At 70.8% G+C, this 18,796-nt stretch carries 13 protein-coding genes; 3 read left to right on the forward strand and 10 right to left on the reverse strand.

What is annotated here, in order from left to right; all coding sequences use genetic code 11:
- Window positions 1-230: 230 nt before the first annotated feature.
- The 3 genes from AB0D27_RS05095 to AB0D27_RS05105 all read right to left on the reverse strand — a co-directional run bounded on the left by AB0D27_RS05095 (window position 231) and on the right by AB0D27_RS05105 (window position 4,820).
- A complete protein-coding gene (locus tag AB0D27_RS05095; protein ID WP_362502140.1) occupies window positions 231-1,199 on the reverse strand; it encodes an aldo/keto reductase in 969 nt (322 codons plus the stop codon).
- Between the two features lie 240 nt (window positions 1,200-1,439).
- Complete coding sequence (locus AB0D27_RS05100; RefSeq protein ID WP_362502142.1) at window positions 1,440-3,563, reverse strand: SpoIIE family protein phosphatase; 2,124 nt, start codon at window positions 3,561-3,563, stop codon at window positions 1,440-1,442.
- A gap of 84 nt (window positions 3,564-3,647) precedes the next feature.
- On the reverse strand, window positions 3,648-4,820 hold the full coding sequence (locus AB0D27_RS05105; RefSeq protein ID WP_362502144.1) for an FUSC family protein: 1,173 nt from the start codon (window positions 4,818-4,820) through the stop codon (window positions 3,648-3,650).
- A 311-nt stretch (window positions 4,821-5,131) separates the two neighbouring features.
- Between AB0D27_RS05105 and AB0D27_RS05110 the strand changes: the two genes are divergently transcribed.
- Entirely contained in the window at window positions 5,132-6,133 is a 1,002-nt protein-coding gene (locus AB0D27_RS05110) for an LLM class flavin-dependent oxidoreductase (RefSeq protein ID WP_362502146.1), read from the forward strand.
- 55 nt (window positions 6,134-6,188) lie between these two features.
- On the forward strand, window positions 6,189-8,543 hold the full coding sequence (locus AB0D27_RS05115; protein WP_362502148.1) for an excinuclease ABC subunit UvrA: 2,355 nt from the start codon (window positions 6,189-6,191) through the stop codon (window positions 8,541-8,543).
- Between the two features lie 420 nt (window positions 8,544-8,963).
- Here the strand turns inward: AB0D27_RS05115 and AB0D27_RS05120 are convergent, their stop codons facing one another.
- The 5 genes from AB0D27_RS05120 to AB0D27_RS05140 form a co-directional block, all read right to left on the reverse strand.
- On the reverse strand, window positions 8,964-9,821 hold the full coding sequence (locus AB0D27_RS05120; RefSeq protein WP_362502150.1) for a lysophospholipid acyltransferase family protein: 858 nt from the start codon (window positions 9,819-9,821) through the stop codon (window positions 8,964-8,966).
- Window positions 9,821-10,591, reverse strand: a complete 771-nt coding sequence (locus tag AB0D27_RS05125; RefSeq protein WP_362502152.1) for a GNAT family N-acyltransferase — start codon at window positions 10,589-10,591, stop codon at window positions 9,821-9,823. Before AB0D27_RS05125 ends, AB0D27_RS05120 begins: the two co-directional genes overlap by 1 nt.
- A gap of 229 nt (window positions 10,592-10,820) precedes the next feature.
- Window positions 10,821-11,570, reverse strand: coding sequence for a succinate dehydrogenase/fumarate reductase iron-sulfur subunit (locus AB0D27_RS05130; protein ID WP_362502154.1), 750 nt, complete (start codon window positions 11,568-11,570; stop codon window positions 10,821-10,823).
- Window positions 11,567-13,516, reverse strand: a complete 1,950-nt coding sequence (locus AB0D27_RS05135; protein WP_362502156.1) for a fumarate reductase/succinate dehydrogenase flavoprotein subunit — start codon at window positions 13,514-13,516, stop codon at window positions 11,567-11,569. Before AB0D27_RS05135 ends, AB0D27_RS05130 begins: the two co-directional genes overlap by 4 nt.
- A gap of 1 nt (window position 13,517) precedes the next feature.
- On the reverse strand, window positions 13,518-14,189 hold the full coding sequence (locus AB0D27_RS05140) for a succinate dehydrogenase (protein ID WP_362502374.1): 672 nt from the start codon (window positions 14,187-14,189) through the stop codon (window positions 13,518-13,520).
- A gap of 120 nt (window positions 14,190-14,309) precedes the next feature.
- On the opposite strand from AB0D27_RS05140, the gene AB0D27_RS05145 reads away from it, so the two are divergent.
- Complete coding sequence (locus AB0D27_RS05145) at window positions 14,310-15,191, forward strand: LysR substrate-binding domain-containing protein (protein ID WP_362502157.1); 882 nt, start codon at window positions 14,310-14,312, stop codon at window positions 15,189-15,191.
- Between the two features lie 355 nt (window positions 15,192-15,546).
- Here the strand turns inward: AB0D27_RS05145 and AB0D27_RS05150 are convergent, their stop codons facing one another.
- Both AB0D27_RS05150 and AB0D27_RS05155 read right to left on the reverse strand, forming a co-directional pair.
- Window positions 15,547-17,682, reverse strand: coding sequence for an EAL domain-containing protein (locus tag AB0D27_RS05150; RefSeq protein ID WP_362502159.1), 2,136 nt, complete (start codon window positions 17,680-17,682; stop codon window positions 15,547-15,549).
- The gene (locus AB0D27_RS05155) at window positions 17,679-18,491 is read right to left on the reverse strand and encodes an SAM-dependent methyltransferase (protein ID WP_362502161.1); all 813 of its coding nucleotides are present in this window, start codon (window positions 18,489-18,491) and stop codon (window positions 17,679-17,681) included. The genes AB0D27_RS05150 and AB0D27_RS05155 overlap by 4 nt, the downstream gene beginning before the upstream one ends.
- Window positions 18,492-18,796: the final 305 nt, after the last annotated feature.

Raw genomic sequence — 18,796 nt, forward strand, 5'->3', positions numbered from 1 at the left:
ACCATTGCACAGGGCGCCGAGCCGGAACAAGCGCTCTCGGCATTTCTCTTTTCCACCGAGAGCCCACAATTGACTGAGTGTCAGCCGGGGGTGCGAAAATGAATTCCGGAATCCCGCCACACCCGGCCCAAGCCGCCATTGACCCCGCACACGGCCGGGCGAGGCTCGACATTGGGAGCGCTCCCGGGTCGAGTGCTCCGTCCGCCCATTCAGAAATGGAGACCGGTCTCTCAGTGACCGCTGATCGCCCTGGGCGTGTACGGCTGTTCCAGCTCCTCGATCTCCTTGTCGGTGAGCTCCAGGGCGAGGGCGGCGACCGCGTCCTCGACGTGCCCCGCCTTGGTGGCGCCGACGATGGGCGCCGTCACGCCGGCGCGGTGCAGCAGCCACGCGAGGGCGACCTGCGCGCGCGGCGCCCCGCGCTCGGCGGCGATGCGGGCGACGGCGTCGACGATCTCCCGGTCGCCCTCCTGGTAGAGGTTCCTGCCGAACTCGTCGGCCCTGCTGCGCTCGGTGGTGGCGTCCCAGTCGCGGGTCAGCCGGCCTCGGGCCAGCGGACTCCAGGGCAGGACACCGACGCCCTGGTCCTCGCACAGCGGCAGCATCTCGCGCTCCTCCTCGCGGTAGAGGAGGTTGTAGTGGTTCTGCATCGTGGCGAACCGCGTCCAGCCGTTCAGCCGAGCCGTGTACTGGGCCTTGGAGAACTGCCAGGCGTACATCGAACTCGCCCCGATATAACGGGCCTTGCCCGCCTTGACCACGTCGTGCAGGGCCTCCATCGTCTCCTCGACGGGGGTGGTGGGGTCGAAGCGGTGGATCTGATAGAGGTCGACGTAGTCGGTGCCCAGTCGGCGCAGACTGTTGTCGATCTCCGTCATGATCGCCTTGCGCGACAGGCCGCGCGCGTTCGGGCCGTCGTGCATCGCGCCGTTCACCTTGGTGGCGATGACGATCTCGTCGCGGCGCGCCAGGTCGGCGAGCATCCGGCCGACGATCTCCTCGCTGGTGCCGTCGGAGTACACGTTCGCGGTGTCGAAGAAGTTGATCCCGGCCTCCAGTGCCTGGCGGATCAACGGGCGTGACGCCTCCTCGTCGAGGGTCCACTCGTGGACGCCGCGGTCGGGCAGCCCGAAACTCATGCAGCCCAGGCAGATCCGGGAGACGTCCAGGCCCGTCGAACCGAGCTTCACGTACTGCATGCTCACTCCTGCTCTCGCTGGCGGTGGGGGCGGGGCTCTGCGCGGCGACCAGGGCGGACCGCGGTCAAGACCTCCGGGAGTGCCATGCCCGATCGCGGACCCCTTAGTCTCCCGGCCGCCACCGACGGCCGAATCGGCGTCGTCGGAACAGCGGCCTCTCGAGTCGTCGCTCACGGCTGCGGGCAGCGGCCGCTTGGGTCGTCGCTCACGGCTGCGGGCAGCGGCCGCTTGGGTCGTCGCTCACGGCTGCGGGCGGTTGTTGCGCAGGAGGAGCAAGGTGATGTCGTCCGTGTGCTGGCCGGTGGGCCAGGCGTGGTGGACAAGGCTGTCGATCAGGTCCTCCAGGTCGTGATCCTCGGAGACGGCCAGTTGCCGGGCGAGGGCGGTGGTGGTCAGCGCCGGGTCGGCGCCGGGGACCTCGACGAGACCGTCCGTGTAGAAGGCGAGGACGGCCTTCTCGGGCACGTGGAACGGGGTCACGGGGTATCGGGCAGCGGTGTCGATGCCCAGCAGGGGCCCCGGCTCGACGTCCAGGACACGGGCCTCGCGAGGGGCGCCGCGCAGCAGCGGGGGTACGTGGCCGGCGCTGGCGAGGGTCATGTGGTGACGGTTCAGGTCGTAGTGGGCGTACAGGCAGGAGACGAGAAGGTTGGCGTCCAGGTCGGCCAGGAGCCGGTTGGTGCGGGCCAGGACCTGGTCGGGAGGTGCGCCGGCGGTGGCATGGGCGTGGATGGCCGTACGGACCTGGCCCATGAGGGCGGCCGCGGCGATGCTGTGCCCCTCCACATCGCCGATGACCGCCGCGACGGTGTCGTCGTCGAGTCGCAGCAGGTCGTAGAAGTCGCCGCCGACTTCGATGCCGTGGCTGGCGGGCTGGTAGCGGGCGGTGACGTCGAGACCGGCCAGGGTCGGCAGGGTGCGGGGCAGGAGCGCCTGCTGGAGGCCGTGGACGAGACGGTGCTTGGCGTCGTAGAGGCGGGCGCGGTCCAGGGCCTGGGCGATCAGACCGGCCAGGGGGGTGAGAACGGCGCGCTCGTCGGCGGTGAAGGTGTGGAGCTGGCTGTAGGACAGGATGCAGCAGCCCACCGGTCTCCCCGTGATGATCAGCGGCAGGAAGGCCCAGGCTTGTTTGTCGCTGATCTGCGGTGCCTTGGGGTAGCTGTGGGCCATCTCGGCCGGAGTGGCGAAGAAGCAGGGGGTACCGCTGGCGATGGCCTGGCCGGCCGGGGTGAGGTCGGTGTCGAGCGCGAGCCCGTCGAGGCTTTCGATGACGTCGGCGGCATAGCCGTGACAGCCGATGATCCTCAGTCGGCCGGCGTCGGCGGAGGACAGTACGAGGCCCTGGGCGCCGAAGGCGGGCAGGATCTGGTCGGCGATCAGGTCGACGAGATCCTTCACAGTGACCGTCTCGGTGAGCGCGGCGGCCAGGTGGATGAGCTGATAGAGGCGGCCGGTCGGCGCGACGACGGCTGGATGGGCAGCGACCGGCGCAGCGGGCGCGGCCCGTTCTCCACACGGGGTGATGCGGACGCTGATGCCGCTGGCGTCGGGGTAGAGCTGCAGGGTCAGCCAGTGATCCGGCGGACGCAGGGCGGTGAAGGACAAGGGCGCGCGGCTGACGACCGCCGTTCTGTAGTGGTCCTCATAGACGGGGTCGTCCAGCCAGGCCAGCGCGCGCCAGGGCTGCGTGCCCAGCAACCGGTCCGCGCCGCGGCCGAGCAGACGCGCGGCCGTCGCGGTGATGAAGGTGATCCGGCCCTCGAGATCGAGGGCCAGCGCGCCCTCGGGGAGACGTTCGAGATAGTCGGCCGCGGCCAGCCCGGTCCGCTCCGGCTGACGCACGGCCTCGGCAGGGACCACGTGGGGCTGGTCGGGCAGGGCGGGCAGCCGCGGAGCGTCGTCGAGAAGACGAGCCAGGCGGTGGGCACTGGAGGTGATGTGGCCCTGTTCGCGGGGGGTGATCTCCTGCGGATGGTCGGCGGGCCACATGAGCACCATGCCGCCCCAGCAGCGGCGCACCCCGGTCAGCGGCATCGCGGCGAGAGCGAACCGGTAGGGCAGCACGGCGGCGGCCCGCGGGTAGCGGCGGGCCATCTCGTCCTGCCCGCCGACCCAGACGAGCCGGTCCTCGCGGATCGCGTCGGCCACCGGGACGGGAGCGGTGAGCGGCAGCCGCTGCCAGGGAGCGGTGAATTCGACCGGCAGACCGCACAGCACCACCAGCCGCAGCGCCGGCGCCGCTTCTTCGATCAGATAGACCCCGCCGATGGAGGCGCCGGTGCGCCGCACGGTCTCGGCCACGGCCGCTCCGAGTACGTCGTCGAGCAACCCGGCGCCCACTGGTGAATCGTCGATCCCGGACATGGCAACCTCCGGTCCGGTGTCGCAGCGGGCGGCAGCCCGCCAGACTGGTCGTGCGCGCGATGATTGTCCCGCACACACCACATGTCACTCATAACTGGACGGTACGCCCGATAGGGCGCTGGGCCGACGCGAGGACACCGTGGCCTGCTCGGACGGGCGGTGTGCCGAGGGGCGCGGTTCGAAGGCCGCTTCAGGATCCGCGATGCGCACCAGGGCGGACAGCAGCCTTCTGGTGTCGGCCAGGATGCCTCCGATGGTGGTCGCAGGGGCACCGTGGTGGTCCAGGCAGAGGGCGGTCAGACGGCGATGTGCCGCGGCGGCGCGGGCCAGCGCGCGCCGCGCCTGCTCGGCCGCGTGGACGGCTGCGGAATCGCCGCCCGCGGGATGGCGGGCGTGCTGGTCGCATCGGCATGTGTCGCCGGCGGCGCGCAGCACGGAGACCAGGGCGTCTCGCACGTCCGACGGCAGCGGGGGGCGCCGGGTGGGCTCCGCCAAGGTCCGTATCGTCGTCGCGATGTGCTCGGTCATCTGGTCCCATACGAAGTCCCAGGCGACGGCCGGTGGCGTGGGCGGCTCGCGGCGGAACCTGCGGCCGGGGTTGACCCGGTAGCTCTCCTCCGACCAGCGGCGCGCCTCCCTGAGGTCGGTCACCACGTCCGTGAGCCGCTGCGCCCTGTCGTACCAGCCGCGTGCCTGCTCCTCGTCCCGCCCCTGGGCCAGGCCGTCGGCGACGTCGTGCAGCAACTCCGCTGATTCCTGAGGCAGTTGAGCGCGCAGTCGGCCCATCCGTCGGGAGTGGACCGGCGGGAGGACCAGGGCGTTCACACAGATGGCGATCGCCGCACCGAGGAGGGTCTCCAGGAGCCGGTAGGCGATGTCGGAGCCGCTGTAGGAGCCGTATGCGAGGACGAAGAGCGCGGCGGTCGGCGCGTACAGGCCCTGAGTGCCGAAGCGGGCGTAGTTGCCGAGCAGGACGGTGAGCGGGAGGGCCACCGCCATCGCGGCCATCTCGTTGTGGGTGAGCACGCCCGCCGCGGCGGCGAGGAGCGTGCCGACGACGACCACGGCGAGCTGCTGCAGCGCGTACAGCAGTGAGCGGTAGACGGTGCTCTGCACCAGGAACAACGCGGTCCAGGGTGCCATCAACGCCATCGGGGCGTCCCACCACCAGTCGGCCACCGCCCAGGCCAGCAGCGCCGCTCCCGCCGCCTTGAGCGACTGCACCGCCGTATCCCGCTCGGGTCCCGCGTCCGACACGGCCCGGCGGACCGAACGCCAGACGGCCGTGGCCTCCCAGATCAGTGTGTGCGGAGCGATGAGAGCCCTCCTTCCCTTCTGTGCGGCATGCGCCGGAGAGTCGCGAGTTCCCAGAGGGGCCGCAGCCATGTGGCCCCCGGTCCAGACGCCTGACCGGGACGTCAACGGCACCGCAGCCAGATTGATGGATTCATCAGTTCTGTGCCGCACTTGCTACCCTGAGGTCATGCCGACGGCCGCCACGCCCGTGATCGCGCCGACCGCAACGGGCGGAGCGCCCCTGCCCGCGCGAGGCCGCGAGGAAGGGGATCATGGAGGCCACACGATTCTCGATACTCGACCGCTCGCGCACCCGTGAGGGGCACGAGGCGCACGAGGCCCTGCGCGAGACCGTCCGCCTCGCGCAGGACGTCGAGAAGCTCGGCTACCACCGCGTCTGGGTCTCGGAGCACCACGGCATGCCCGGCGTCGCCGGATCCGCGCCCACCGTGCTGGCCGCGGCGGTCGCCGCCGCCACCCGCACGATCCGGGTCGGCACCGGCGGGGTGATGCTGCCGAACCACCAACCCCTCGTCGTGGCGGAACAGTTCGGTGTGCTGGAGTCCTTGTTCCCCGGCCGTATCGACATGGGCCTGGGCCGTTCCGTCGGCTTCACGGACGGTGTGCGCAAGGCGCTCGGGCGGGACAGGGATGCCGCCGGCACCGACGACTTCGCGGCCCAACTCGCCGAACTGCTCGGCTGGTTCCGCGGCACCTCGCCGACCGGAGTGCACGCGCGCCCCGCCGAGGGCCTGACCGTGCCGCCCTTCGTACTCGCCATGGGCGAGGGCGCCACGATCGCGGCTCGGGCGGGCCTGCCGATGGTCATCGGTGACCTCAGGGACCGGGAGAGGCTGCGGCGCGGCATCGACCACTATCGGTCGACGTTCCGCCCGTCCGTCTGGGCGCGGGAGCCGTACGTCGTCGTCTCGGGCACCGTCGCGGTCGCCGGAACTCCGGAGGAGGCGCGGCGTCTGCTGCTCCCGGAGGCCTGGTCGATGGCGTACTCCCGCACGCACGGCACGTTCCCGCCGCTTCCACCGGCCGAGCGCGTGGAGCACCTGGGGATGACCGCCAAGGAGCGCGACCTCTACGAGTCCTCTCTGACCGGCCACATCGCCGGCACCGAGGAGCGGGTCGCCCACGAGCTGGAGACACTGATCAAGGAGACAGGAGCCCAGGAGGTGCTGGTCACGACCAGTACGTACGACCGAGAGGCCCTCCTGGACTCCCACCGGAGGCTCGCCCGGGTCGCGGGACTGACCACGACCTAGAATCGTGGAGTTTGCCCCAGCCCCCTGGCCGCGAGGCCTCCCAGGAGTCCCACCCATGCCAAGTCCTCACGCGCCCCACGACCCGTACGTCCGCGTCCGGGGTGCCCGTGAGCACAACCTTCAGGGGGTGGACGTGGACATCCCGCGTGACGTGTTCGCCGTGTTCACCGGCGTCTCCGGCTCCGGGAAGTCCTCGTTGGCGTTCGGGACGATCTACGCGGAGGCGCAGCGGCGGTACTTCGAGTCGGTGGCCCCGTATGCGCGGCGGCTGATCCATCAGGTCGGGGCGCCGAAGGTCGCGGAGATCACCGGGCTGCCGCCCGCGGTGTCGTTGCAGCAGCGGCGGTCGGCGCCGACGTCCCGCTCGTCGGTGGGGACGGTCACCAATCTCTCGAACTCGCTGCGGATGCTGTTCTCCCGGGCGGGCGACTACCCGGAGGGCGCCGAGCGGCTCGACTCGGACGCGTTCTCGCCCAATACGGCGGCCGGTGCCTGTCCCGAGTGCCACGGTCTCGGCCAAGTGCACCGTACGACCGAGGAGTTGCTCGTCCCCGATCCATCGCTGTCGATCCGCGAGGGGGCGATCGCCGCGTGGCCGGGTGCCTGGCAGGGCAAGAACCTGCGGGACATCCTCGACACACTCGGCCACGACGTGGACCGGCCCTGGCGGGAACTGCCCGCCGACGAGCGGGAATGGATTCTCTTCACGGACGAGCAGCCGGTCGTCACCGTGCACCCGGTGCGGGACGCGACCCGGATCCAACGCCCTTACCAGGGCACGTACATGAGCGCCCGCCGCTATGTCATGAAGACCTTCTCCGACACCAAGAGCGCCACACTCAGAGCGAAGGCCGAGCGGTTCCTCGCCAGTACTCCCTGCCCCGTGTGCGGTGGCAGCCGACTGCGTCCGGAAGCGCTGGCGGTGAGGTTCGCGGGACGGAACATCGCCGAGCTGGCCGCGCTGCCGCTCGCGGACCTGGCCCGCACCCTGCACGGAACCAGCGAGGCCGCCCGGGTCCTCACCGGCGATCTCCGGTCCCGTATCGCACCCGTCGTCGAGCTCGGCCTCGGCTATCTCAGCCTTGACCGCGCGACCCCCACCCTCTCCGCAGGCGAACTCCAACGGCTGCGGCTGGCCACGCAGTTGCGCTCCGGTCTCTTCGGCGTCGTGTACGTCCTCGACGAGCCGTCCGCCGGACTGCACCCGGCGGACACGGAGGCCCTGCTCGCCGTCCTGGAGCGGCTGAAGGCGGCGGGCAACTCGGTGTTCGTCGTGGAGCACCACCTCGATGTCGTGCGGGGCGCCGACTGGCTCGTGGATGTCGGCCCGCTCGCCGGGGAGCACGGCGGGCGCGTGCTGCACAGCGGGCCGGTCGCGGAGCTGGAGCGGGTGGCGGAGTCCGCGACAGCCCGGTTCCTCTTCGACCGCTCTCCCGCCCCGGTACGCGAAGTCCGGTCACCCGCCGGGTGGTTGAAGGTCGGGCCGGTCACCCAGCACAACCTGCGCGGAGTCACCGCCGAATTCCCGCTCGGCGTGTTCACCGCGGTCACCGGTGTCTCCGGGTCCGGCAAGTCCACGCTGATCGGCCAGGTGACGGAGGACCTCGAAGGCGTCGGACGGCTGGTCGGCGTCGACCAGAAGCCCATCGGCCGTACCCCGCGCTCGAATCTGGCGACGTACACCGGACTCTTCGACGTCGTGCGGAAGGTCTTCGCCGCGACCGGCGAGGCGCGGCGGCGCGGCTACGGGGTGGGACGGTTCTCGTTCAACGTCCCCGGGGGCCGATGCGAGACCTGCCAGGGCGAGGGATTCGTCAGCGTGGAGCTGCTGTTCCTGCCGAGCACGTACGCGCCCTGCCCGGACTGCGGCGGGGCGCGCTACAACCCGGAAACCCTCGAAGTGACCTACCGGGAACGGAACATCGCGCAGGTGCTGGACCTGACGGTCGAGGCGGCGGCGCGGTTCTTCGCCGAGACGGACACCCCTGCCGTCACGCGCAGTCTCACCACCCTCCTCGACGTGGGCCTCGGTTATCTGCGACTCGGCCAGCCCGCCACGGAGTTGTCCGGCGGGGAGGCCCAACGCATCAAGCTGGCAAGCGAGTTGCAGCGGGTTCGCCGCGGCCACACCTCTTATCTGCTCGACGAGCCGACGACGGGGCTGCACCCGGCCGATGTCGAGGTGCTGATGCGCCAGTTGCACGGTCTGGTCGACGCGGGCCACACCGTCGTGGTCGTCGAGCACGACATGACCGTCGTCGCGGGCGCCGACTGGGTGATCGACCTGGGCCCCGGCGGGGGTGAGGCGGGCGGCCGGATCGTGGCCGCGGGACCACCGGCGAAGGTGGCGACGGCGGCCGGGAGCCGGACCGGACCCTACCTCGCCCGCGTGCTCGGCCAGGGCCAATAAGACCCGCACGTCAGGGGTGTACATCGGCCGGTACACAGGCGTGGCGTGCTCGGACCGGCACGTCAGGGGCGTGCGTCGGCCCGCACACGCATGGCGTGCTCGGACTGGTTCATCAGGGACGTGCGTCGGCCGGCGCGCACGCGTCACGCATCGGACCGGCACGTCAAGGACATGCGCCGGCCCGCACACACACGTCACGCATCGGACCGGCACGTCAAGGACATGCGCCGGCCCGCACACACACGTCACGCATCGGACCGGCACGTCAAGGACATGCGCCGGCCCGCACACACACGTCACGCATCGGACCGGCACGTCAAGGACATGCGTCGGCCGGCGCGCACGCGTCGCGAACTTGGACCGGTACATCAAGGGCGTGCGTCGGCCGGCGCGCACGCGTGGCGTGCTCGGGTCGGTGTGTCAGGGATGTGCCCCGGTCGGTGAACCCGCAATTCGCGGGTCCCCTTGCGCCGCGTCGGCGAGGGCGCGCCGGTCGGTGTGATCGCCGGCCGCGAGCGCGGGCCGCAGCTCGACCTCGGCCACCAGCCCGCGCACCGACGCCACCCGCCACAGCGACGCGAGCAGCGTGTCGTCCCCGACGAAGGCCGGCACGGTACTCGCCACTCCCCCGGCGAACCGATAGTGGATGCGCACCGGCTGCACCGGCACTCCGGCGTCCAGCGCCGCCTGGAAGACGGCCCGGCGGAAGTGCCCCCGGGCCCGGCCGCACCACGTACTGCCTTCGGGAAAGGCGACGACAGCCGCGCCCCCGCGCAGCGACCGCGCGATCCGGTCAACGGTGGCGGGCAGGGCCCGCAGCCGGTCGCGTTCGATGAAGAGGGTCCCGCCGCGGGCCGCCAGCGCGCCCGCCACGGGCCAGCCGCGCACCTCGGTCTTGGCGAGCATCCGCGCCGGGCGGACGGCGGCGAGCAGCGGGATGTCCAGCCACGAGATGTGGTTGGCCACGATCAGCAGGCCACCGGTGGGCTCGGCCGCTCCGATGATCCGCGCCCGTACACCGGCGGCCCGCACGACGGCCAGGCACCAGCGACGGATCCATCGGTCGCGCCGTACCGCCGGTGTCCGTGCGACGACCGGGCACATCAGCACCCCGGCGAGGACCAGTGCCAGGACCGCCGCGAGCCGCAGCACGGCGCGCGGGAAGGCGACCCACGACGCCGTGGACTCCACGCAGGAGCGCGGGGAGCAGGGCGCGGTGGGCAGCCATGCGCTGGCGAGCACCGGCCGTGCCGGTGCTCCGACGCCGTGCGCGCTCATCACGCCGGTACGAGCGAGAGGAAGTGCCGCAGATAGCGCGGGTCGACCCGGCGCATCGACAGCAGCACGTACAGGTCGGCGACCCCGAAGTCCGGGTCGTGCGCCGGCTCCGCGCAGACCCAGGCACCCAGCCGCAGATAGCCGCGCAACAGCGGGGGCAGCTCGGTGCGCGCGGGCCGGGCGACCGCGTCCGCGGACCAGGGCAGCAGCGGCCGTACGCGGTACTCCTCGGGTGCCAGGTGCTTCGCCTTGACCCGGTCCCAGGTGCCCGCTGCGAGCGTGCCGCCGTCGGCGAGCGGGATGGAGCAGCAGCCGGCGAGCCACTCGTGGCCGCTCTGGATCATGTAGCGGGCGATGCCTGCCCAGATCAGTCCGATGACCGTGCCGTCGCGGTGGTCGGGGTGCACGCAGGAGCGGCCGACCTCGACGAGTCCGGAGCGGATGGGGGCCAGCGCGTCGAGGTCGAACTCGCTCTCCGAGTACAGCCGTCCGGCGATCGCGGCCCGCTCGGGCGGCAAGAGCCGGTAGGTGCCGACGATCTGGCCGGTCACCGTGTCGCGGACCAGCAGGTGGTCGCAGTACGCGTCGAAGGCGTCGATGTCGTGGCCGGGCTGCGGGCTGGCCAGGAGGGCGCCCATCTCCCCGGCGAACACGTCGTGGCGCAGCCGCTGCGCGGCCCGGACGTCGGCCTCGTCGCGGGCCAGGGTGACGGTGTAGCGGGTGGGGGCGACGGGCCCTGGCGGGCTGTCGAGGGTGGAAACGCCGGTCATGGCACTCTCCTGGTCGCGGGCCGGTTCGGCGGAGCGGGAGCAGACCGGATCGGTGCGGTCTGCGCGCTCCTGTTCTTCCTATGCCGGTTGGCGTACGCGTGACCTGCGCCAGGAGGGCGGATGTGAGGATGCTGAATGCCAGGGGTGCCCGGGAAGGCGAGACGGGACCGGGGCTTGAGCACCACACCCGGTCCCGCCCGTTCGCACTCTGCCGGCGAACGACGTACGGCTAACGACTGCCCGCCTTGCGGGTCGCGCGCAGCCACTCCTTGTTCATGCTGGTGATGGAGAACAGCGGAATGCCCTTCGGGCAGGCGGTCGCGCACTCCCCGGTGAGGGTGCAGCCACCGAAGCCCTCCTCGTCCATCTGCGCCACCATGTCGAGCACGCGGGTCTCGCGCTCGGGCGCGCCCTGCGGCAGGACGTTCAGGTGGTTGACCTTCGCCGAGGTGAACAGCATCGCCGCGCCGTTCGGGCAGGCCGCCACGCAGGCGCCGCAGCCGATGCACTCGGCGTGCTCGAAGGCGAAGTCGGCGTCCGGCTTCGGTACGGGCATGGCGTGCGCCTCGGGCGCGGCGCCGGTCGGGGCGGTGATGTAGCCGCCGGCCTGGATGATCCGGTCGAAGGCGGAGCGGTCCACCACCAGGTCCTTCACCACCGGGAAGGCCGAGGCGCGCCACGGCTCGACGTCGATCGTGTCGCCGTCCTGGAAGGACCGCATGTGCAGCTGACAGGTGGTGGTGCGCTCGGGGCCGTGCGCGTCGCCGTTGATGACCAGGCTGCACGCGCCGCAGATGCCCTCGCGGCAGTCGTGGTCGAAGGCGACGGGGTCCTCCCCCTTGAGAATGAGCTCCTCGTTGAGGGTGTCGAGCATCTCCAGGAAGGACATGTCGGCCGAGATGCCGTCCACCTCGTACGTGGACATCGCTCCGTCGGCGTCGGCGTTCTTCTGCCGCCAGACGCGCAGGTTGAGCTTCATGCGTAGCTCCGCTGAGTGGGGTGGACGTACTCGAAGACCAGGTCTTCCTTGTGCAGGACGGGCGCGGCGCCGGTGTCGGTGAACTCCCAGGCGGCCGCGTAGGAGAACTCCTCGTCCCTGCGGGCCGCCTCGCCGTCCGGGGTCTGGGACTCCTCGCGGAAGTGGCCGCCGCAGGACTCGGACCGGTGCAGCGCGTCCAGGCACATCAGCTCGGCGAGTTCCAGGTAGTCGACGACGCGATTCGCCTTCTCCAGGGACTGGTTGAACTCCTCGCCGGTGCCGGGCACCTTGATGCGCCGCCAGAACTCCTCGCGGATCTGCGGGATGCGCTCAAGCGCCTTGCGCAGCCCCGTCTCCGTACGCGCCATGCCGCAGAACTCCCACATGAGTTCGCCGAGCTCGCGGTGGAAGGAGTCGGGGGTGCGATCGCCGTCGACGGCGAGGAGCAGCCGCAGCCGGTCCTCGGTTTCGGCCAACACCTCCTGGACAGCGGGGTGTTCGTCGGTGACCTGCTCGTGGTGCGGGTTGCGGGCGAGGTAGTCGTTGATCGTCGAAGGCAGCACGAAGTAGCCGTCGGCGAGGCCCTGCATCAGGGCCGAGGCGCCCAGCCGGTTGGCTCCGTGGTCGGAGAAGTTGGCCTCGCCGATCGCGAACAGGCCCGGGATGGTGGTCTGGAGGTCGTAGTCGACCCACAGTCCGCCCATCGTGTAGTGCACGGCCGGGTAGATCCGCATCGGCAGGGTGTACGGGTCCTCGGCGGTGATCCGCGCGTACATGTCGAAGAGGTTGCCGTACTTCTCCTCGACCTTCGCCCGGCCCATCCGCTGGATCGCGTCGGCGAAGTCCAGGTAGACGCCCTGGCCGCCGGGGCCGACGCCGCGGCCCTCGTCGCAGACGTTCTTGGCGGCGCGAGAGGCGATGTCGCGGGGCACGAGGTTGCCGAAGGAGGGGTACACGCGCTCCAGGTAGTAGTCGCGCTCGTCCTCGGGGATCTCGTTCGGCGGACGGGTGTCGCCCTGCGCCTTCGGCACCCAGATTCGGCCGTCGTTGCGCAGCGACTCGCTCATCAGGGTGAGCTTGGACTGGTGGTCGCCGGTGCGCGGGATGCAGGTGGGGTGGATCTGCGTGAAGCACGGGTTGGCGAAGTAGGCGCCGCGCCGGTGGGCCCGCCAGATCGCGGTGGCGTTGGAGTTCATGGCGTTCGTCGAGAGGTAGAAGACGTTGCCGTATCCGCCGCTGGCGAGGACGACCGCGTCCGCGTAGTACGTGTCGATCTTCCCGGTGATGAGATCGCGGGCCACGATGCCGCGCGCCCGCCCGTCGACCACGATGAGGTCGAGCATCTCGGTTCTGGGGTGCATCTCGATGTTGCCCGCGGCGATCTGCCGGGACAGCGCCTGGTACGCGCCGAGCAGGAGCTGCTGGCCCGTCTGGCCGCGGGCGTAGAACGTCCGTGACACCTGGACGCCGCCGAAGGAGCGGGTGTCGAGGAGGCCGCCGTACTCGCGGGCGAAGGGCACGCCCTGCGCGACGCACTGGTCGATGATCTCGACGGAGATCTGCGCCAGGCGGTGGACGTTGGACTCCCGCGCCCTGAAGTCGCCGCCCTTGACGGTGTCGTAGAAGAGCCGGTGGATGGAGTCGCCGTCGTTGCGGTAGTTCTTCGCCGCGTTGATGCCGCCCTGCGCGGCGATCGAGTGCGCGCGGCGCGGGGAGTCCTGGTAGCAGAACTGGACGACGTGGTAGCCCTGTTCGGCGAGCGTGGCGCCGGCGGAGCCGCCCGCGAGGCCGGTGCCGACGATGATCACCGTGTGCTTGCGGCGGTTGGCGGGGTTGACGAGCTTGGCCTCGAAGCGGCGGGTGTCCCAGCGCTCGTTGACCGGGCCCTTCGGGGCCTTGCTGTCGAGGACCGGCTCACCGGTCGCGTAGTCGGCGAATGCGGTCATTTCAGCTCACCACTCCGGTCATGACACCGACGGGTACGGAGACGAAGCCCGCCGTCAGCACCAGCGCGAGGACGTTGGCCATGGTCTTGAGGGCGCGGTCGCGGGTGCGGCTGCCGGCGCCGAGGGTCTGGGCGGCGCTCCAGAAGCCGTGCCGGACGTGCAGGCCGAGCGCGAGCATCGCCACGATGTAGATGACGTTGCCGTACCAGGTGGAGAAGGTGTCCACGACGTTCTGGTACGGGTGCCCCTCCTGGAAGCCGCCGGAGTGCACGGTGCCGGTCGTCAGGTCGAGGATGTGCCAGACGATGAACAGGCCGAGGACGATCCCGCCCCAGCGCATGGTGCGTGTCGCGTAACTGGCGCGCGGCTTCTTGTGGACGTACTTGCTGGGGCGCGCCTTGATGTCGCGGCGGCTGAGCTGGTACGCGGAGACGGCGTGCGCGACGACGGCGACGACCAGCACTACGCGGATGAGCCAGAGCGTCCACTCGTAGTGCATGAAGGGTTCGCCGACGGTGCGCAGCCAGTGGGCGTAGTGGTTGAACTCGCCCGCCCCGAAGTAGATCTTCAGATTCCCGATCATGTGGGCGACCAGGTACAGCAGCATGATCAGGCCGCTGACGGCCATCACGGTCTTCTTGCCGACGGAGCTGTCCCACACGGTGCGCGCCATGGACGGCCGTCGGTCCGTCCGCGTTGCCAAAGCCATGTCACAGAACGCTAGGGCCCGGAACCCTGATCGGTCCAAGACATGGTATGGCTGGTTTCCATAGGGATGGGCTATCGTCGAAGGATGCAGTTCCAGCAGCTCCAGTACTTCGTGGCGGTAGCCGAGACCCGGCACTTCACTCGGGCCGCCGAGCTGGTCCACGTCGCGCAGCCGTCCCTGTCCCAGCAGATCAAGGCGCTGGAGCGGGAGTTGGGGGCGGACCTGTTCCTGCGGGCGCGTGGCAACATCACGCTCACGGACGCGGGCGAGGCGCTGCTGCCGCTGGCCCGGCGTATCCTCGCCGACGCGGACACGGCCCGGCACGAGGTGCAGGAGCTGGCCCAGCTGCGCAGCGGCCGAGTCCGCCTCGGCGCGACCCCGAGCGTGTGCACCGGTCTGCTCCCGGACGTGCTGCGCGCCTTCCACGACCGCTATCCGGGCATCCGGCTGCTGATCGAGGAGGGCGGTTCCCACGATCTCGTACGCGAACTCGCCCGCGGCGCCCTCGACCTCGCCCTGGTCGTCCTCCCGCTGCCCACACCCTCCCCCGCGCTGACGACCGTCGAGCTGTTGCGCGAGGACCTCGTGGTGGTGTCGTCGCCGGACGCGCCCGCGCCGGGCACCGGCCGCACCGTACGAATCCCCGACCTGGAGGGCGAACGCCTGGTCATGTTCCGGCACGGCTACGACCTGCGGGAACTGACGGTCGCCGCCTGTCGCGCCGAGGGCTTCGAGCCGGACTTCGCGGTGGAGGGCGGCGAGATGGACGCGGTGCTCGGCTTCGTGCGCGCGGGGCTCGGCGTGGCCGTCGTACCGCGCATGATCGCGACGCGGTCCGGGCGGGGGCTGCGGGTGACCCCGCTGGCCCGGCCCGGACTGCACCGGACGATCGCGCTGGCCCACCGCAGCGATGTGGCTCCGCCGCGGGCGGCCCGGGAGCTTCAGCGGATGCTGCTGGAGCGCTGAGGAGGTCAGCCCGTCCTGACCGCACCGAAGGCCGCACACAACACGGTGCACACCGCGCGTACGTCAGCCACCGGCGACCAACTGAAAACGGCGCTCCAATCCGGTGCCGGCCAGGTCACCGCCGTACCGTCGGACATGCGTCCGCAGGGCCTCGACGCACACGGCTGTGAAGTCGTACAGCACGTCCTACAGCGACCCGTACAGCAGGAAGTGACGATCTCCCCGGGGCGCGGCACGATCTCCCCGGGGCGCGGCACCACCTGCCCCCGCCGGTTCGGCCGGTACGAGCGGACCCAGTGCGCCGGCGGGGTCGCGGGCCCGTACCAGCCGGGCGGGACGGCGACCCGCACCGCCGTCATCCCGTGGCGTCCACCAGCGCCAGTTCGTGCAGTCGCTCCGGTGGTCCGGGGCGGGCGTAGTACCAGCCCTGGGCAGTGTCGCAGCCCAGAATCCGCAACTGCTCGGCCTGGGCGCCGGTTTCCACGCCCTCGACCGTGACCGCGAGGTCGAGGCTGTGGGCGAGCGAGACGATGCCCTCGACGATCTTCAGGTCGACGGGGTCCGCGGGGAACTGCTGCATGCCCTGCGTGAAGGACCGGTCCAGCTTGAGGATGCTGACCGGCAGCCGGCGCAGGTTGGCGAGGTTGGAATAGCCCGTGCCGAAGTCGTCGAGGGCGATGTCCACCCCCATCTCGGCCAGCCGGCGCAGCGGCTTGAGAAGATCGTCGTCGGCGCCGATCAGCGCGGACTCGGTGACCTCCAGGCACAGCGCGTCGGCGTCGAGCCCCTCACGCTCCAGGATGTCGACCGTGTCCTGGACCAGACCGGGGTGGGTCAGCTGGCACGGCGACAGGTTGACGTTGACGCGCAGCGGACCGGCGTCGGCGTGTCGTTCCTGCCACGCGCGGGCCTGGCGCACCGACTGCTCAAGTACCCAGCGGCCGAGCGGAACGATCAGCCCGGTGTGCTCGGCGAGCGGGATGAAACGGTCGGGCCCGAGGACGCCGTGCTGCGGGTGCAGCCAGCGCACCAGCGCCTCCGCGCCGCGCACGCTGCCGTCGCCGAGGTGCACCAGCGGCTGGTACTCGATGAAGAACTCGCCCCGGTCCAGGGCGGCGGGCAGCGCCGTGGTGAGTCCGTGCCGGGTGATGGCGCGGGCGTCGGCCTCGGGGTCGGCCAGCTCGAAGCGGTTGCCGCCCGCGGACTTGGCCCGGTACATCGTGATGTCGGCGCTGCGCAGCACCTCGGCGGGACCGCGCTCACCTGCCGGCCCCTCGACGATGCCGATGCTGCCGCGTACGGTCAGCTCACGGCCGTCGATGCTGATCGGGGTGACCAGGGAGTTCATGATGCGCCCGGCGAGTTCGTCTACCTCGCGCTCGGTGTCGGGGCCGGTGGTGAGGGCCACGAACTCGTCGCCGCCGAGCCGGGCGACCATCTCGCCGGGGGCGGTCGCGCAGGACTGCAGCCGGTCGGCGACCTCGACGAGCAGCCGGTCTCCGGCCGCGTGTCCGAGGCTGTCGTTGATGGTCTTGAAGCCGTCGAGGTCCAGGTAGCACAGGCCGAAGCGCTGGTTCCCGCCGGCGGACAGCGCCTTCTCCAGGCGCTCGAAGAACAGGGTCCGGTTGGGCAGGCCGGTGAGGGCGTCGTGCGTGGCCTCGTAGCGCAGCCGCAGATTGAGCAGCCGCCGCTCGGTGGTGTCCTCCATGAGGGCGAGCTGGTACTGGGGCTGGCCGTCCGCGTCGCGCAGCAATGAGACCGTCAGATTGGTCCACAGGGCTGTGCCGTCAGGACGGTAGAAGGCTTTTTCGACGTGGTAATGCTCGCGCTCGCCGCGCACCAACTCCTCGTACAGACGCCAGACTTGAGGAGCGTCCTCCGGATGCGTCCACTCGGGGACCTTGCGGCCGCGCACCCCTTGCTCGGAGCCGCCGAACATGCGCAGCAGAGCCTCGTTGACCTGGAGGATGTTGCCCTCGAGGTCGGCGATGCCGATTCCTATGGCCGCGCCCTCGAACACCGCGCGGAAGCGGGCCTCGCTCGCGTGCAGCGCCTCGGCCACCGCGCTGCGCGCGTTCAACGCCGCCTGGGAGATGGCCTCCTGCTCGACGAGCGTCCGCTCCCGCAGCGCCTGCGCGAACCCGGCGGCGACGGCGTGCTGCAGTCGCGCCGACCGGATCCGCAGCGCTTCCTGGGGTCCGTCCTCGCCGCAGTAGAGCACCAGATAGGCGTCCACACAGTCGAGGGCGCGGCTGAGCGCCTCCGGGTCGGTGCAGTGTGCGGCGATGAGCGCGGCGCCGACCGCCTGGCCCTCGGCCGCGTCGAAGGTCCTGGCCCGCAGCGCCTCGCTCAACGTCCGTGCGAGCGGCAGCAGTTGCTCCTCGAACTCCGGCCGGGTCAGCGACGTCGAGGTGACCGGGTAGACCGCCCGGCTCCAGATCGTCGCGAACCGGCGCAGTCTGTCCTCCGGCCCGTCCGGCTCGGCGGTCACGCCGTGCGCCCCACGCCGGCGAACCCGGAGAAGGAGTAAGGATCCTCCTCCTCGAGTGCCGTGTCGGGCCGCCAGTTCGGCATCGGCACCAGTCCCGGTTCCACCATGTCGTACCCCTCGAAGAACCGCGCGATGTCCTCGCGCGAGCGCATGATCAGCGGGTTGCGGATGTTCTTGTAGACGTCGACCGCGCCCTCGGCCCGCTCCGGGGGGAGCGGGATTCCCTCGTACGAGGCGTGCGTGAGGACGAGCAGACTGCCCGGCGCGAGCTCGTCGCGCAGTTCCGCCACCGCTGCGTACGGGTCGTCCGCGCCCTCCACGAAGTGAAGTATGGCAACGAGGAGGAGTGCGACCGGCCGGTTCAGGTCGATCAGACGCTGGACCTGAGGACTCGCCAGGATTTCCTGGGGCTTGAGCAGATCGGCGGCGACGACGTCCGCGTCCTCGTTGCCCTTCAGTACGGCCTGGCTGTGCGCGACGGCCACCGGGTCGTGGTCGACGTAGACGACATGCGCGCCCGGCCTGGCCCTCTGGGCGACCTCGTGGACGTTGCCGAAGGTCGGGATGCCGGAGCCGATGTCCAGGAACTGGTCGATCCCCTCGTCGGCGGCGAAGCGCACGGCACGGCGCATGAACGCCCTGTTCGCCTGCATGATCTTGGGAAGTCCCGGCATGAACTCCATCGCCTTGCGTGCCGCTTCCCGGTCGACCTCGAAATTGTGCGAACCGCCCAGGTAGTAGTCATAGATACGGGACACGCTCGGCACCGAGATGTCAATGCTGCGGGGGGCCCAGGCGGGACGCTCCATCTATCTCTCCAAGGCGTAGTCGACGGCGTAGGCGATCCGGTGTTCGAGCTGAGGCTACTGATCGCCCGCCAAAGGAGCGAGCTGAAACGGAAATTGACCGTCCGTTCCCGGTCACTGCCTCCGGCAAGTGCGCATGGCCGCTGCGGCGGCGGCTCTCGAACACGCCATGCTCCGTCACCGTGAAATCGCTCCGAAGCATTCCAAAAAGCTCCCGGGGGTCACGAAGAGTGGCGGAAGCTTCCCCCGTACGTGCGCCCCGCACATCCACCCGTCGTACGTGCTCGCCCTCGCACGTACACACACCC

This window comes from Streptomyces sp. NPDC048415 (genome assembly GCF_040651675.1).
In the GTDB taxonomy this organism is placed as follows: domain Bacteria; phylum Actinomycetota; class Actinomycetes; order Streptomycetales; family Streptomycetaceae; genus Streptomyces.